Annotated in this window: 13 protein-coding genes; 2 read left to right on the top strand and 11 right to left on the bottom strand. The window is 67.3% G+C overall.

Features of this window, described 5'->3' with window-relative positions; genetic code table 11:
• Positions 1 to 27: 27 nt before the first annotated feature.
• The gene (locus ACTIMF_RS11975) at positions 28 to 1,227 is read right to left on the bottom strand and encodes an alpha/beta hydrolase (RefSeq protein WP_442350519.1); all 1,200 of its coding nucleotides are present in this window, start codon (positions 1,225 to 1,227) and stop codon (positions 28 to 30) included.
• A 136-nt stretch (positions 1,228 to 1,363) separates the two neighbouring features.
• Between ACTIMF_RS11975 and ACTIMF_RS11970 the strand changes: the two genes are divergently transcribed.
• Positions 1,364 to 1,909: a hypothetical protein gene (locus ACTIMF_RS11970; protein WP_442350518.1), complete on the top strand. Its 546-nt coding sequence runs from the start codon at positions 1,364 to 1,366 to the stop codon at positions 1,907 to 1,909.
• The gene (locus ACTIMF_RS11965) at positions 1,906 to 2,538 is read left to right on the top strand and encodes a hypothetical protein (protein ID WP_442350517.1); all 633 of its coding nucleotides are present in this window, start codon (positions 1,906 to 1,908) and stop codon (positions 2,536 to 2,538) included. Before ACTIMF_RS11970 ends, ACTIMF_RS11965 begins: the two co-directional genes overlap by 4 nt.
• Here ACTIMF_RS11965 and ACTIMF_RS11960 read toward each other — a convergent pair whose 3' ends face one another.
• The 10 genes from ACTIMF_RS11960 to ACTIMF_RS11915 all read right to left on the bottom strand — a co-directional run bounded on the left by ACTIMF_RS11960 (position 2,539) and on the right by ACTIMF_RS11915 (position 14,041).
• Positions 2,539 to 3,492 (bottom strand): esterase/lipase family protein, encoded by a 954-nt coding sequence (locus ACTIMF_RS11960; protein ID WP_442350516.1) that lies wholly within the window; start codon positions 3,490 to 3,492, stop codon positions 2,539 to 2,541.
• Positions 3,493 to 3,597: 105 nt separating this feature from the next.
• Positions 3,598 to 4,980 carry an MCE family protein gene (locus ACTIMF_RS11955; RefSeq protein WP_442350515.1) on the bottom strand — a complete coding sequence of 461 codons (1,383 nt, stop codon included), beginning with the start codon at positions 4,978 to 4,980 and terminating at the stop codon, positions 3,598 to 3,600.
• Positions 4,977 to 6,116, bottom strand: a complete 1,140-nt coding sequence (locus ACTIMF_RS11950) for an MCE family protein (protein WP_442350514.1) — start codon at positions 6,114 to 6,116, stop codon at positions 4,977 to 4,979. The genes ACTIMF_RS11955 and ACTIMF_RS11950 overlap by 4 nt, the downstream gene beginning before the upstream one ends.
• Positions 6,113 to 7,342, bottom strand: a complete 1,230-nt coding sequence (locus tag ACTIMF_RS11945; protein ID WP_442350513.1) for an MCE family protein — start codon at positions 7,340 to 7,342, stop codon at positions 6,113 to 6,115. Before ACTIMF_RS11945 ends, ACTIMF_RS11950 begins: the two co-directional genes overlap by 4 nt.
• A 5-nt stretch (positions 7,343 to 7,347) precedes the next feature.
• The gene (locus tag ACTIMF_RS11940) at positions 7,348 to 8,370 is read right to left on the bottom strand and encodes an MCE family protein (protein ID WP_442350512.1); all 1,023 of its coding nucleotides are present in this window, start codon (positions 8,368 to 8,370) and stop codon (positions 7,348 to 7,350) included.
• Complete coding sequence (locus ACTIMF_RS11935; RefSeq protein WP_442350511.1) at positions 8,367 to 9,383, bottom strand: MCE family protein; 1,017 nt, start codon at positions 9,381 to 9,383, stop codon at positions 8,367 to 8,369. Before ACTIMF_RS11935 ends, ACTIMF_RS11940 begins: the two co-directional genes overlap by 4 nt.
• A complete protein-coding gene (locus tag ACTIMF_RS11930; protein WP_442350510.1) occupies positions 9,383 to 10,546 on the bottom strand; it encodes an MCE family protein in 1,164 nt (387 codons plus the stop codon). The genes ACTIMF_RS11935 and ACTIMF_RS11930 overlap by 1 nt, the downstream gene beginning before the upstream one ends.
• A 5-nt stretch (positions 10,547 to 10,551) precedes the next feature.
• Positions 10,552 to 11,403 carry an ABC transporter permease gene (locus ACTIMF_RS11925; RefSeq protein ID WP_442350509.1) on the bottom strand — a complete coding sequence of 284 codons (852 nt, stop codon included), beginning with the start codon at positions 11,401 to 11,403 and terminating at the stop codon, positions 10,552 to 10,554.
• Positions 11,400 to 12,176, bottom strand: coding sequence for an MlaE family ABC transporter permease (locus ACTIMF_RS11920; RefSeq protein ID WP_442350508.1), 777 nt, complete (start codon positions 12,174 to 12,176; stop codon positions 11,400 to 11,402). Before ACTIMF_RS11920 ends, ACTIMF_RS11925 begins: the two co-directional genes overlap by 4 nt.
• Positions 12,173 to 14,041: a multicopper oxidase family protein gene (locus ACTIMF_RS11915; RefSeq protein WP_442350507.1), complete on the bottom strand. Its 1,869-nt coding sequence runs from the start codon at positions 14,039 to 14,041 to the stop codon at positions 12,173 to 12,175. The genes ACTIMF_RS11920 and ACTIMF_RS11915 overlap by 4 nt, the downstream gene beginning before the upstream one ends.
• Positions 14,042 to 14,067: the final 26 nt, after the last annotated feature.

Raw genomic sequence — 14,067 nt, 5'->3', positions numbered from 1 at the left:
ACCGTGTGGTCGTCTCGCTCGGAACGGTCACGCCGTCGCCTCCTGTTCGTGCCCGGCCGGGTCCTTGAGCAGGCCGCGCCGTCTCATCCATCCGGTGACCGTGTCGACGATCCGGGGGACGCCGTCGGGCTGATCGACGCAGTAGTGGCTCAGGTCGTTCAGGCCGATGTACTCCACATCCGGGTCGGCGCTGGCCTCGTACATCGCCTCCGAGTCGCTGACGAATGCCGCCTGGTCGGCGCGCAGCGCCGCGACGAGGGTCGGAGTGTCCACGGAGGAGAGGTTGCGCACGGCGTCGGCGTTCGTGAGGTCGTAGCTCCACGTGCTCAGCCATGCCCGCACGGTGGAGAAGCGTGCCAAGCCGCCCGCCGCCAGGTTCGCGGTCTGCGGATCGCCGTACATGCTGCCCGGCTTCCGGTCGCTCGGATCCAGGGTCATGTCCAGGTAGCGGGGGTCGGCGACGGTGCGGTGGATGACGAAGGCCCGGTCGGCCGCGCCGCGACGTTCCAGTTCGTCGAGTTGCTCCAGCGCCCAGGCGTCGATGCGTCGGATTCGGGCGAGTTGCGCGTCCCGGTAGGTCTGCACCCACTCCCGATCCAACGGCAGGGCGCGGTCCGGGGCGTAGAGGTCGATCGCCCCGTCGGTCGCGTACGGATCGGTCTCGTCGACGACGGAGGCATCGATCCAGTTCCGCAGGACTCGCGCACGACCGGGGTGCGCGCCGACGAAGGCCAGACCGTCGGCCGGAACCATCCCGGTCAGGTCCTCCGGGTCACCCGCCGGAGTCTGAGTGATGGTCGGGTTCAGCGCCTGGCTCTGGTAGAAGGCCGACAGTGATCCTCCGCCGCTGAAGCCGAGCAGTACCACCTTCTCGAAGCCGAGTTCTTCCCGCATCCAGCGCACGGCGCATCCCAGATCCGCGGCCGCCCGTTCCATGATCAACGCCGGTTCGTTGGTCGAGTACCGGGTGTTGACGCCCATGATCGGCAGGCCTGCTTCAGCGAATCCTCGTAAAAGGAAGTGGCTCAGGAAGTTCGACGCCGGGTGACACATCACCAATCCGACCCGGGTGGAGTAGTCCGGCAGCGCCACCAGGTTGCCGTGCAGGGTCGGATAGTGCCGGGTCAGACCGGAATGGGACTCGACTCGACCGTCGGTGGCCGGCGAGAAGGGGATGCGTTGGAAGTGGTCGACCGTCGGCGTCGACACTGCTCGTGCAGAGGACAAAAGAGTCTCCTTTCACTGACGCCTCCGATGAGGCTCAGGTCACAGACCGAGACGGTACCATACCGTATGGTACGGTTCTAGCCATCGAGAAGGCGATTCACGATGAGGGCAGATGACGAGCAGTGACGAGACAGCCATGACTGCTGATGAGGCAGACCCAGACTCGATAGAACGGGGAGAGCCGAGGCGCCCGGACGAGCGACTCGGCCTGATCACCGGGATCGTGGTCGGAGCCGTGGTCGTGGCGCTGGCCGTCGTCACCGGATTCACCGCGAGCTGGTACGTCGGCGATCGTGACCGCGATCAGCTCGACGCCCAGTACGTCGACGCCGCACGCCGGGGCGTCCTCAACGTGATCTCGGTGAGCGCCGACCGCGCCGACAGCGATGTGGATCGGATCCTGGAAGGCTCGACCGGCGAGTTCCGCGCCGACTTCGCAGGCCGATCGAAGGACTTCATCGACGTCGTCAAACAGATGAAGGTTACGAGCAAGGGCACCGTCAACGCAGTCGGCATCGAGACCTCGGACGAGCACGCGGCGAGCCTCCTCGTCTCGGCGACGTCACTGGTCACCAACGGCTCCGGCGCTCAGGAAGAACCGCGGGTGTGGCGGCTCCGAGTGCATCTGCAGCACGGCGACGACGACCGGATCCTGATCGAGAAGGTGGACTTCGCGGTATGACCGACACAGCAGGCCAGCCAGACGCCGAAGAGCCGGATCTCGACGAAGCGGCTACCGACGAGCGTGCTGCCGACGAACCTGCCGACGACGACATCGGGGTGACGGATGAGGAGCAGACACCCGACTCTCCCGCGGCCGAGCGCCGGTGGCTGCGCCCGGCGCTCTGGTCAGTGGCCGCGACGGTGATCGTCGTGCTGGCCGGTGTGAGTCTGTTCTTCTGGATCGAGCACCGCGGCAGCGAGCAGGTGAACGACGCCCGACCCGCGGCGCTGGCCGCTGCCCGTACCGGGGCGACCGCGATCCTGACGTACCACGCCGACACCGCGCAGGCCGACGTCGACGCGACCCAGCGACTGTTGACCGGCGCCTTCGCCGACGAGTACCGGTCACTGGCTCGCACCGATGTGCTGCCTGCCGCCCGGGACCGCGGCTTGAGTTCGTCGGTCAACATCTCCGGCGTCTCGCTGATCAGCATTGAGAAGGACGACGCCGAGGCTCTGGTCTTCGTCACCCAGCAGGTCGAGTCACAACAGCAGAACGACAAGCCGACCACCACGGCGACCGCCGTCCGCGTCGGTCTGGTCCGTCAGGACGATCGCTGGCTCATCGAAGCCTTCAAGCCGATCTGATCAGCCGGTGAACGGCGCCGCGAACCGGCAGGGAACGGTCCGCGGGTGCTCGGGATCGAGCGCGTTGTACACGAAGTAGGCGGCCCGCTTGGAACCGGCGATACCGGCATGCTCGGAGTAGTCCTGAGCGCAACCGTCTTGGACGACGATGTTCTTCACGCTCCGACCCGGCCCACCCGGGACCTGACCGCTGGTGTACGGCACCACCGCCTCGTCATAGCGAGTCGAGATATTGGTGTAGTCGATGCCCGGCAGATACGGTCCGCCGTCTGCCCACAACCTCTTGATGAACTGCGAACCGCCAAGCATCTGACCGAGCGAGCTGAAGATCGGAGTCACGTTCTTCTCCCCGATCCCCAACCGCTTCGCGACCGGCAGAATCAGGTTGCCCACGAATCCGTACGTTCCTCGCCACAGCGGGGCCACCGACACGTACTTGTCGATCTTGTCGCGGCCGCCGAGGAACTTCGCGTAGTAGGAAGGCACGATCGTGCCCTGCGAATGACCGACGACGTCGACCTTCTCGGCGCTCGTGGCCTTGCGAACCTTGTCGACGAAGACCTTCAACTGCGCGGCACTCTTCTCCAGTGGCTGGGTTCCGCCGATCTGATTCAGCGGCCACGGAGCACCGGGGTACGAGCCGTACGTGAGCGCGAAGACGCAGAATCCGGCGTTCTTGAGCATCGGTACATACGCTCCCCAGTTGGTCTGTGCACCGCCGCCGGTGCCATGGACGAGCACCACCGGATTCGGGTGGCGCTCGGTCGGTTCGCAGTCGAAGTCGTTCGAGCCCGGCAGTGATCCGTTGGGGTGAGACAGTTCGTGCGGGATGCCTCCGAAGAAGTTGTAGTTCTCCGGCAGCTTCGGCGCAGCGTTCGCGGCTCCCGGCACCAGCAGCACCGCCGCGGCCATCAACGCCGATACGGCTATCACTGTTCGTTTGACGCGCGTCATCTCGTCCGTTGCCTCCAGGTCCCCGGTATGTCGAGACGGACGCTAACAGCCGCGGGTGGGATGCGAAGTGCTTTCGTGTCAGATCGTCCTTTTCCCATCAGACTGTCATCGTCCGGTCAGCATCGCCCGCAGCGTCGGCGGTTCGCCCCGCCCTTCTCCGGCCAGTCCGGCCACCTTGTAGGTGACGCCGTCGGCGCCCAGATACTCCCCGCGGGTCGAGTCGTACCCGGTCATCTTCGCGGTGCGCCCGGTGCGCGCCGTTCTCCGCTTCGCCGTGGGCTCGCCCGAGGCCCGCGAAGCCGTCCGGGGCTCGGCGGCGCCTGCCTTCTTCCGGCACAGCTGTACGGTCGCCGCTCGATAGCCCGGGTATTCGATGCACGGCAGGTTGCGCGCTCCGCGCACCGACCGCGGATCGTCCGGATCCACCTTGCAGTACAGGTCTTTCGGCGCAGGCGCGGGACTCAGGTCGGTCGGTGATCTACGCTGCGACGCCGGAAGGAAGCCTTCGATGCAGGGCGGCGGATCGTTGAGTTCCATGGCGAAGAAGGTGTTCTGCCCCGGATCGTCGGCGTTGACGATCCCGGCTCCCTGTGACGCCGCGATCAACGGCGGGAACAGCACCAGGATCTGTTCGAGCGCCGGGTTGTAGACCGCGCCGACCTGCTCGACGGTCACCAGATTCGACAGCAGCATCGGCAGGATCGGTTCGAAGTCGTTGAAGACAGCGGTCGCCTCCCGCGCGGCAGGTCCGGCCTGATCGAGCACCCCGCGCAGATCGGCGTCGGAGTCAGCGACGGTGCCGGTGATCCGCGCGAGCGAGCCTGCCCAGGCCGTGATCGCGGCGCCCGACACCTCCTGGGTGTGCAGCAGCGGCCCGAGTTCGTCGATCAGCCTGCCGGTCGGATCGTCTGCCGCGCGGGCTTCGCCGAGGATCTTCGTGACCGAACCGATCAGAGTGCGCAACGCGACACCCTGCCCTTTCAATGCAGTGAAGCTCTCGTCGATCACGGTGGTCAGGTCCGCGCGTGGGACCGACGAGAGCAGTTCGTTCACCGAGCCCAGCACGCGACCGGCGTCGACGGACACCGTCACCCGGTCGGCGTCGATCTGGGAGCCCTCGTGCAGGTCGCCCCCGCCGTCGCGCCGGGGTACGAGGTCGATGTACATCTCGCCGACCGCGGACATCGGCTTCACGTGCACGTCGACGTCGGCCGGGACCGACGTCCCGGAGTGCATCGACAGTTCCGCGTTGGCCCCGGTCCTCGTGCTCGCCACTCCGACGACGCGGCCGACGGTGATGCCGCGGTAGGTGACGTTCGCATTCGGGTACAGACCGCCCGCGTCGTCCATCTCGACGGCGACCGTGTAGCGGTCCAGTCCGGCCTGCTGCGGCAGTTGCGCGTACTGAACGGCCACGACGCCGAGCGCGAGTACGGCGACGGCCGCGAAGACGATCAGCCGGATCACGGTGGAACGTCGTAGATTCATCGGGGCCGCCGTCCCGGGTTCAGCAGGTCTTTGAGCGGCGGGGCGTCGCCGCGTCTACTCGCCGTCGCTGGAGCCGCCTTTCCGAGCACCCCTTCCAGACCCGACAGCATTCCCTCAAGCGGGGTGCCGATCAACAGAGCCTTGTCGAGGGTCGCCAGCCGCAGATCCAGGGTCACCTGACCGTTCGCGTAGTCGCCCCGGACGACGTTCTGCGCAACGTCGATCGGGAACGGGTAGGTCAGCAGATATCGCGACGACTCGGTGAGCGACTTCCCCGAGTCGGCGAGTCCCTTCAGAATCGGAGGCAGCGCTTTGAGGTCGGTGCGCATCTCGTCGCCCGACGCCTTGACGATGCCGTGCGCGGTGTCGGAGAAGTGGCCCAGTCTGATCAGCGTCTGCGAGAGCTGACCGCGACGGTCGGCGACGGCGTCGAGCGCAGGGGCGAGCGCATCGATCGCCTCGCCGATCCGTTCGTGCTGCGCGGCGAGGCGCGACGAGAGATCCTCGAGCGAGTCGATGGCGTCGGTGATCGAGTCGATCTGCTCGTTGAGGCCGCCGAGCAACCGGTTCAGTCCGGTCAGGACCCGCCGGGCGGCGTCGGTCCGACCGCCGAGTGCGGCGTTGAGTTCGGTACTGATGGTGCGCACCTGGTCGAGCCCGCCGCCGCCGAGAACCAGGGCCACCGAGGCGAGGGTCTGTTCGGTGGTCGGATAGGCTCCGGCGTCGTCGATCGGGATCTGGTCGCCGTCTCGCAGCCGGCCAACCGCACCGGTGTCGGGGGCGGCCAGTTCCAGGTGCGCCGACCCGAGCAGTGTGGTCTGACCGATCTTCGCGACGGTGTTGGCGGGCAACGCGACGCCGTCGTCGAGACTGACGGTGACCACGGCGTGGCCCTCGCGCAGCGCGAGGTCGCTGACTCGGCCGACGGCGATGTCGTCCACCAGGACCTCGGAGTTCCGGTCGATGGTCGTCACGTCCGGCATCTCGATCTGCACTGTCCACGCCCCGTCGCCGCGGCCGTGGGTGCCGGGCAACGGCAGCGAGTTGAGTCCGCGCCAACTGCACCCCGACAGCGCGACGACGGTCGCCACGATCAGCAGCGCCGCCGGCGCACCCCGTCTGAGCCGCCCGGTCATCGCCCGCCTCCCGGCACGAGCATCTGTTTGACCGAGGTCGGTCGGTGACCGGAGCCCTTCTGCCCGGACGGCGGTGTGACACCGGAGTAGACCAGCTGGTCCGGTTTGGCGCCCACGCCACGGGTCGGATTGCTCGACAGGGGCGGATAGTCCATGGTGAGGAGCCGAAGCAGCGGGCCGAGGTATTTCACACACAGTTTCGCGCCGCGCTCGGCGGTCGTCGCCTCGGCTGCGGCGATCGACGAGCAGATGAACTGCACCGGATTCGCGAAGTTGCTCATCGCGAGCGCCGAGACGACCGAGTTCTGCGCCGGTTGATAGATGTTGTTCAGGTTCGCCAGTGCCGTCGGGGCGGTGTGCAGGACCTGCGCGATGTTGTCTCGGTGCGCGGCGAGGGTCTCGGTGACGTCGCCGAGCCGGGTGAGGGCATCGGTCATCCCGCCGCGGTTGTCGGCGATGAACGTCCGAACCTGCCCGAGGGAGGAATCCAGACTGTCCATCGCCCCGGCGATGTCGTCCCGGTTCGCATCGAGGATGCTCGTCACCGACACCATCCGTTTGTTGAAGGACACGATCTGCGCGTCGCTGTCGGCGAGGGCACTCACGAAGACTTGCAGGTTCTTGACTGTGCTGAACAGATCGGTGCGGCCGTCGGACACGGTACGCAGCGCCGCAGACAGGGACGACAGTGTGTCGTGCAGGGTCTCGCCCTGTCCGGACAGGTTCTTGGCGGCCGAGCTCACCGTGTCGCCGAGGGGTCCGCTGACCTCGTCGGCCGACGGTTTCAGCTGTTCGGACACGTCGAGTAGTTGCTGCTCGATCTCGTTCCACTCGACGGGCACGGCCGTCCGCTCGATCGGGATCGTCGCGCCGTCGCCGAGCCGAGGTCCGTCCGTGTACGGCGGGGTGAGTTGGACGAAGCGTCCCGAGACCAGGCTCTGGTTGAGGACGACGGCCTGCGCGCTCGCCGGGATCGACTGGGAGCGGTCCACCCGCAACTCGACCACGACGTCCTCGGCGCGCGGCGTGATCGATTCGACGGATCCGACTGGCATCCCGAGGACCCGAACGTCGTCGCCCGGGTATAGCCCGGCCGCGGATGGGAAGATCACCGTCAGCCGGTCGGTGGTCACCTTCGGCACGAGGAGGTAGGAGAAGACGGCCGCGGCCACCACCAGCAGCCCGAGGAACGCCCACCCCCACTTCTTGGCACTCGGATTCTTCACGGTATTCACTTGTCCCCCTTGATCGGATAGGGGATGCCTGCCTCGTTCATCGCGGTCCGCAGCGCGGGTTCGATCATCTGCGCGGGCAACAGGTTGGTGATGTACGAGGAGAAGAACGGACCGGACGACACGGCTTCACCGAGTTCGGTGATGTAGGGAGCGAGGGAGTCGATCGCCTTACCGATGTTCTGCCGGTTGCGACCGAGCACGGTGAGCGCCTGGTTGGCACTGTCGAGCGCCGGACCGAGTGCGGCCTTGTTGTCGGTGATCACGTTCTCCAACGACCGTGACAGCGTGGTGACGTTCGCGAACAGCGTCTCGACGGTGCGTCGTCGTTCCACGAGTTCACCCAGGATGACGTCGACGTCGCCGATCAGGTCGTCGACGGCCTCGCTTCGGTCGGCGAGCACCCCGCTGACTTGGTCGGCTTTCTTCAGCAGTGCGCGGAGCTGCTCGTCTCGTTCGGCGACGGTCCGCGAGATGGCCCCGAGACCGGTTACCGCAGGCTCCAATTCGGCCGGGGTCTGATCGAGCACGTCGTTGACCGCGCGCAGCGAGTCAGCGAGTTGCCCGGTGTCGATGTCCTGGGCGGCGTGCGTCAGATCGCCGAGTGCAGAGGTCAGATCGTACGGGACGCTGGTGCGATCGCGCGGAATCACCGACCCGGGCGACAACTCCCCCGGTCCGTCCGATACCAGCGTGATGACCCGGGTGCCGAGGACGGTGGCGGTGGAGATCGACATCGAGGTCCGCGAGCCGAGCCGGGCCTGATCGTCGACGTCGAACACCACGTCGACGTGGTCGCCGTCGAGTTCCATCGACGACACTCGCCCGACGGTGACGCCGTACTGCATCACATCGTCGCCGACGCGCAGTCCGGCCGCGTCGGCGACCTCGGCGGTGAAGTTGCGGCCGTCTCCGAAGAACGGGAGCGACTGCACGCTGGTCGCCGCGGCTGCGACGAGCACCACGACGGTCAGGCCGATCACCCCGGTGCGGAAAGTGTTCCGCCGTTGATAGCGCATCATTTCGGTTCGCACCTCCCGGTGTCCTGCCCGAAGACCGGGAGGATCAGGTTGTCGCCGCCCAACCCGTTGAGCTTGATGCGCAGCGTGCACAGGTAGTAGTTGAAGAAGTTCCCGTAGGCGCCGAGGCGAGTCAGCGCCTGGTAGGTGTCCGGTAGCCGCGAGAGCACGCTGTCGATGGTGTCGGCGCCCGCGTTGAGCTGGTCGGTGGTTCGCTTGAGCCCGGTGATGGTCTGCGCGATCGGCGTACGGGTGTCGGTGAGCATCTCGCCGAGCGACGCACTCACCCGGTCCACCGAGGTCAGGGCGCGCCCCCAGTCGTTCGAGTCGGTCGCCAGCCGGTCGGCGAGAAGCGAAGCCGATCCGATCGCCGAGTCGAGTTCGTCGTCCCGGTCGGCGACGGTGCCGAGCACGGTGTTCAGGTTGGTGATCAGGTCACCGATCACCGCGTCGCGGTCGGCGAGCGTCTGGGTGAGGGTCGCGGTGCGGCTCAGCAACGACTCGACCGTCGAGCCCTGCCCTTGAAGGACGTTCAGCAGTTCGGCGCTGAACTGGTTGACCTGGTCCGGTTCGATTGCGCGCAGCAACGGTTTGAAGCTGCCGAGCAGCGAGTCGAGGTCCAGCGCGGGCTGCGTCCGGTCGAGGGCGATGGTGCCTCCGGCAGGTAGCGGTTCCGGGGCGCCGTCGCCGTCGCGCAACTCCAGGTAGCGGTCGCCGGTCAGGTTCAGATAGCGGACCGTGGCGTCGGTGGCCTCGGTCGGTGTGTACGAGCCGTCGATGGTGAAATCGACGGTGACGGTGTCCTCGTCGTTGATCTCGATGCCGGTCACCTTGCCGACCTCGACGCCCGCGACGCGTACGAACTGGTTCGCCTCCAGCCCGGAGACGTCCGCGAATCGCGCGTGGTACTCGTGATCGTCGAATCGCACGTTGCCGAAGACCATGAGGACAGCGGCCAGGATCAGCGTCATCACGGTGACGAAGGCGCCAAGCGTGAGCCAGCGGGCGGTGCTCATCATCGGCCGCTCCCGCCGAGCATGAACTGCAGGATCGACTGCGGGACCAGTGCCGGGCTGCCGTTCGAGTCGGCGAACGGGTTGGCTCCGGTGTCGGCCACCACGTACGGAGTCGGGACCTGGTCCAGTCGGACGCGCGGCAGTTCGCCACAGCGGGGGCCGCCGGTGGCCGCCACCTTGGGCAGGCTCCTCGGGTACGTGTACGCCTCGGTGCCCATCAGGATCGTCGAGTTCAGGAGCATGGTGGAGCCATTGCCGCCGGAGACCTTCTCGGCTTCGGTGCGGGCGACGTCGACGCCTTTGATGAAGCAGGACAGCATCGGGCTGTACTCCTTGAGCAGTTCTGCGGTCGGTTCGAGTAGCACGATCGCCTTGACCAGGTCGTCGGAGTTCGGTTCGAGGACGGCGTCGCCGCGGTTGGCCAGACCGAGCGCACCGGCCAGCAGATCGTCGAACTGCGGGGTCTTGTCGGTGATGGTCGTCGCCGTCGTGGTCAGATTCCGCAGGGTCGTCAACAGGTCGTCGGCGGCGCCCGCGTAGATCGATGCGGTGGCCGCCCCGGACTCGGCGATGTCCTTCAGTTCCGGGATGCGCGCGGTGAGCGTGCCGAGCACGGTGTCGAGGTCGTCGAGACCGACGCCGAGTTCAGCTCCCTGCCCTCGCAGCGCATGTGCCAGTGTCCCGAGCACCTCGTTGAGCTTGTCCGGTTCCACCGCGCCGAGCAGTCGGGTGAGTGATTCGAAGACGGTGTTGACCTCCACCGACACGGAGTCGGCGCCGATCCTGGCACCGTCGGCGACACTGCCTGCAACGGGCTCGGGCGGATCCACGACATCGACGGTCTTGCCGCCGAAGAACGTGGACGAGCGGATCTGCACCTCGGTGTTGGCCGGTATGTCCGCGGCCGCACCCGGTTCGATCCCCACGACGATCTCCGCACCGCCGGAAGCCACCTCGACCGAGTTCACTTCACCGATGCGCACCCCATGCCGGGTGACCATGGCGCCTGGTTCCAGCGCGAGTCCGGCACGCTCGGCCGCCACGCGCACGGTCACGGTGTCCTGGAAATCGCCCCGGTAGGCGCCGACGACGGCCCAGCCGCCGAGCGCCAGGACGATGACGGCCACCAGCGCCCACACCCGGTGAATCGTGTTCTCGGTCATAGACGTCACCCGGCCAACCGCAGTTCACGGGCGCTGCCGTAGAGCACCAGCGCGATCACGAGGGTCACGGTCACGACGGCGATGAGCGACAGGCGGACCGCGCGGCCGGTCGCCACCCCGACGCCTTCCGGGCCGCCGCTCGCGTAATAGCCGTAGTACGTACAGATCAGCATCACCAGGAACGCCATGACGATGGCTTGCAGGAACGACCAGAGCACGTCGGACGGGATGAGAAACGTAGAGAAGTAGTGCTCGTAGACGCCGGGCGACTGGCCGAGCACGTTCACGGTGACAACCCGGCTCGACAGGAAGGAGAAGATCAGCGCGACCGCGTAGATCGGCGCGATCGTGATCATGCCTGCCAGCAGCCGGGTGCCGACCAGGTAGGGCATCGCGCGGATCGCCATCACTTCCAGAGCGTCGATCTCCTCGCTGATGCGCATCGCGCCGAGTTCGGCGGTCGTGCTCGCACCGATGGTGGCGGCCAGCCCGATGCCGGCGGTCACCGGCACCACGACCCGGATGTTGACGTAGGCGGACAGGAAGCCGGTCATCGCGTCGACGCCGATGTTGCCGAGCGTGCTGTACCCCTGCACCGCCACCGTCGCCCCGGCGAACAAGGTAAGGAATCCGGTGATCATCACCGTGCCGCCGATCAGTGCGAGAGCACCGCTGCCCAGGCTCATGTCGGCCACCAGCCGCAGCATCTCGGCTCCGTAATGGCGGGCCGCCCGGACCGCAGACACCGACGCCGCGGCGAGGAACCGGAACAGGCGGCCCATGCCGACGACGAATTCGTCGAGCGACCGGACCGCTCGCCGCGCCCGCCGGACGGGAGCTGCCTGCATGATTGTCATCCGCCGATCCCCACTGCCACACCGACTGCGGTCAGCACGAGATTCAGCACGAAGAGCGCCGAGAACGCGTAGACGACGGTTTCGTTGACCGCGTTGCCGACCGCCTTAGGACCGCCCGTCACCGACAACCCGCGGTAGCAGGCGATGAGCCCGGCCACGCAGCCGAAGAGAGCGGCCTTGACCTGCGAAAGGATCACTTCACCCGAGCCGACGAGCAGGGTGAGGCTCGACGCGTACGACCCGGGCGACACGTCTTGGGCGAAGACCGAGAAGAAGAAGCCGCCCAGAATGCCGATGGCACACACCCCGGCGTTCAGGAGGAAGGCCACCAGGGTGGACGCGGCCACCCTCGGCACCACGAGACGGTTGATCGGATCGATGCCGAGCACGTCCATCGCGTCGATCTCTTCGCGGATGGTGCGCGAGCCGAGGTCGGCCGCAATCGCGGTGGCTCCCGTTCCGGCCACCACCAGCACTGTGACCAGCGGACCGATCTGGGTGATCGCGCCGAATCCGGCTCCCGCACCCGACAGGTCGCGGGCCCCGATCTCGCCGAGCAGCGAGTTGAGGGTGAAGACGACCAGCACGGTGAACGGCACCGCCATCACGATGGTCGGCAGCAGGGAGACCCGGATGATGGCCAGGCACTGCGACCCGAACTCGGCCACCTGCACCGGCCTGCGCACCGAGGCACGGGCCGTGTCGGCGCACAGCGTGAAGAACTCCCCCACTCCGGAGACCAGGGCTTTGGCTGCTGCGGCTGGAGCCGTCACTGCACCACCCGGTACCGCAGCATCATGTCGTGATCCTCGTGATCGAGGATGTGACAGTGCCAGACGTAGCCCTGCAGGTCCCGGGTCGCCATGCCGTGCGCCGGGGTGGCTCCTGCGTGGTGACCGTGCATCGACGGACCGGGCCGCGCCACTGCGTGCCCACCCGACGGTCGCGTCCACGACTGGGTGGGGTCGGAGGAGAAGATCGCATCCGGGTCGAAGCCGAGTTCGTCGGCCGTCGGGAAGCGCACGATGATCGAGGTGACGTGTCCGCCGACAGCGCGCACGGTGTCCTTCCACCCGGATTCCCAGGACGCCGGAGGGCGCATCGGCCCCGCGTAGAACCCGCTCGGGTCCGGGGCCCAGCGCGTACCGATCGCCGGCTGCGGATGGGCGGCCTGATAGTCGACGGTACGCAGCGGTCGCCGACCCAGGACCCGGAACATCACCAGGTGCAAGTGGATCGGGTGCGGGTCCGGCGTGATGTTGACGATGTCCCAGCGTTCGGTGACACCCTGCTTCGGCTTCTCGATCTGGGGGTCCGCGTAGCGCAGGTTGTTCAGCGACATGATGGCGGGCGGGACACGCAGCTCGTAGGGCTGGGTGACGGAGACCGTCCGCACCCGCGCAGGCTTGGCGATCGGCGGTAGCGCGGCGGGCCTGCCGCGGCCGCCGCGCAACCTGGTCGGCACACTGCGTCGATCACCGCGGCCCGTGCCCGCGACGAACCGACAGAACCGCGGCATGGCGACCTCACCGAGGACCGCCGCTTGGAACGGCGGAGCCAGGTCGTTGCACAGGTCGACGGCCTCGCCCGGGGCGAGCGAACTGAAGTCGACGAGAAGGTCGAAGCGTTCCGCAGGCGCCGCCTTGATCGAGCGGGTCCGCACGGGTGCGTCGAGCAGACCGCCCTCGTTGCCGATCACCCAGAACCGCATCCGGTTGGAGAAGAACAGATTCCACACCGAGTACGACGCCGCGTTGATGAGCCGGAAACGGTACAGGCCGCGATCGACCTTCAGCTTGGGCCAGACCTTGCCGTTGACCACGCCGCGGTCACCGACTGCTCCGCCCTCCCACAGGCCTTCGGGGACCACCGGCGTCGAACGCAGCGATTGATGACCGTCGTCGCGGAAGATCTTCTCCTGCAGTATCAACGGGATCTCGTGATCTCCTGCCGGCAGGCCGAGCGGGTTCACCGGGGCACCGGTGTCGAACTCGTCGCGCAGGAAGTACATCCCGGCCAGGCCTGCGTAGACGTTGGCGCGCGTGATCGCCATCGCGTGGTCGTGGTACCAGAGGTGGCCTGCCTCTTGCCGATTCGGGAACTTGAACATCGAGGTGCCGTGGTGGGGCAGCATCAGCCGTTCCGGATTGCCGTCGAACTCGGGCGGGGTTGCGCCGCCGTGAAGGTGCATGGACGTGACCGGGGTGTCACGGTAGCGCGCGGTGACTCCGTGCAGGGACATGTCCAGATCCGCGGCGAAGACGTGCTTGCCGAGCTCGCTGCGGTAGTGGACGGTGGTCTGTTCGCCGACGTGCGCCTCGATGGTCGGCCCGAGGTAGGACTCGTCGTTGTAGGCCATCGTCGGCACTCGCGGCTGGTCCCGATGGAAGCGGTTACCGGTGGTACGCGCGACGATCTCGATCGGCTCCGACGGCGAGGATGTGATGGTGCTGGGCACCGTCAGGTCGTCGACATACTTCGCCATCGGCGGCGAATGGAAGATCGTCGGCCACTTCACGTCCGGCACCGTCACATTCGGCAACGGATCCGCGTTCGACGCACCGGCCTGTACCCGGCCGCCGACCACACCGGCAGCGGCCGCTGCCGCTGCGCCCATCAGGAATCGGCGACGATTCATGTCCGTGCCCACATGCGCCCCTGCCC

It is taken from the genome of Gordonia sp. (in: high G+C Gram-positive bacteria) (genome assembly GCF_052106715.1).
Taxonomy (GTDB): domain Bacteria; phylum Actinomycetota; class Actinomycetes; order Mycobacteriales; family Mycobacteriaceae; genus Gordonia.
Note: the sequence above shows the minus strand (reverse complement) of the source record. Positions and strands in the feature narration are given on the sequence as shown.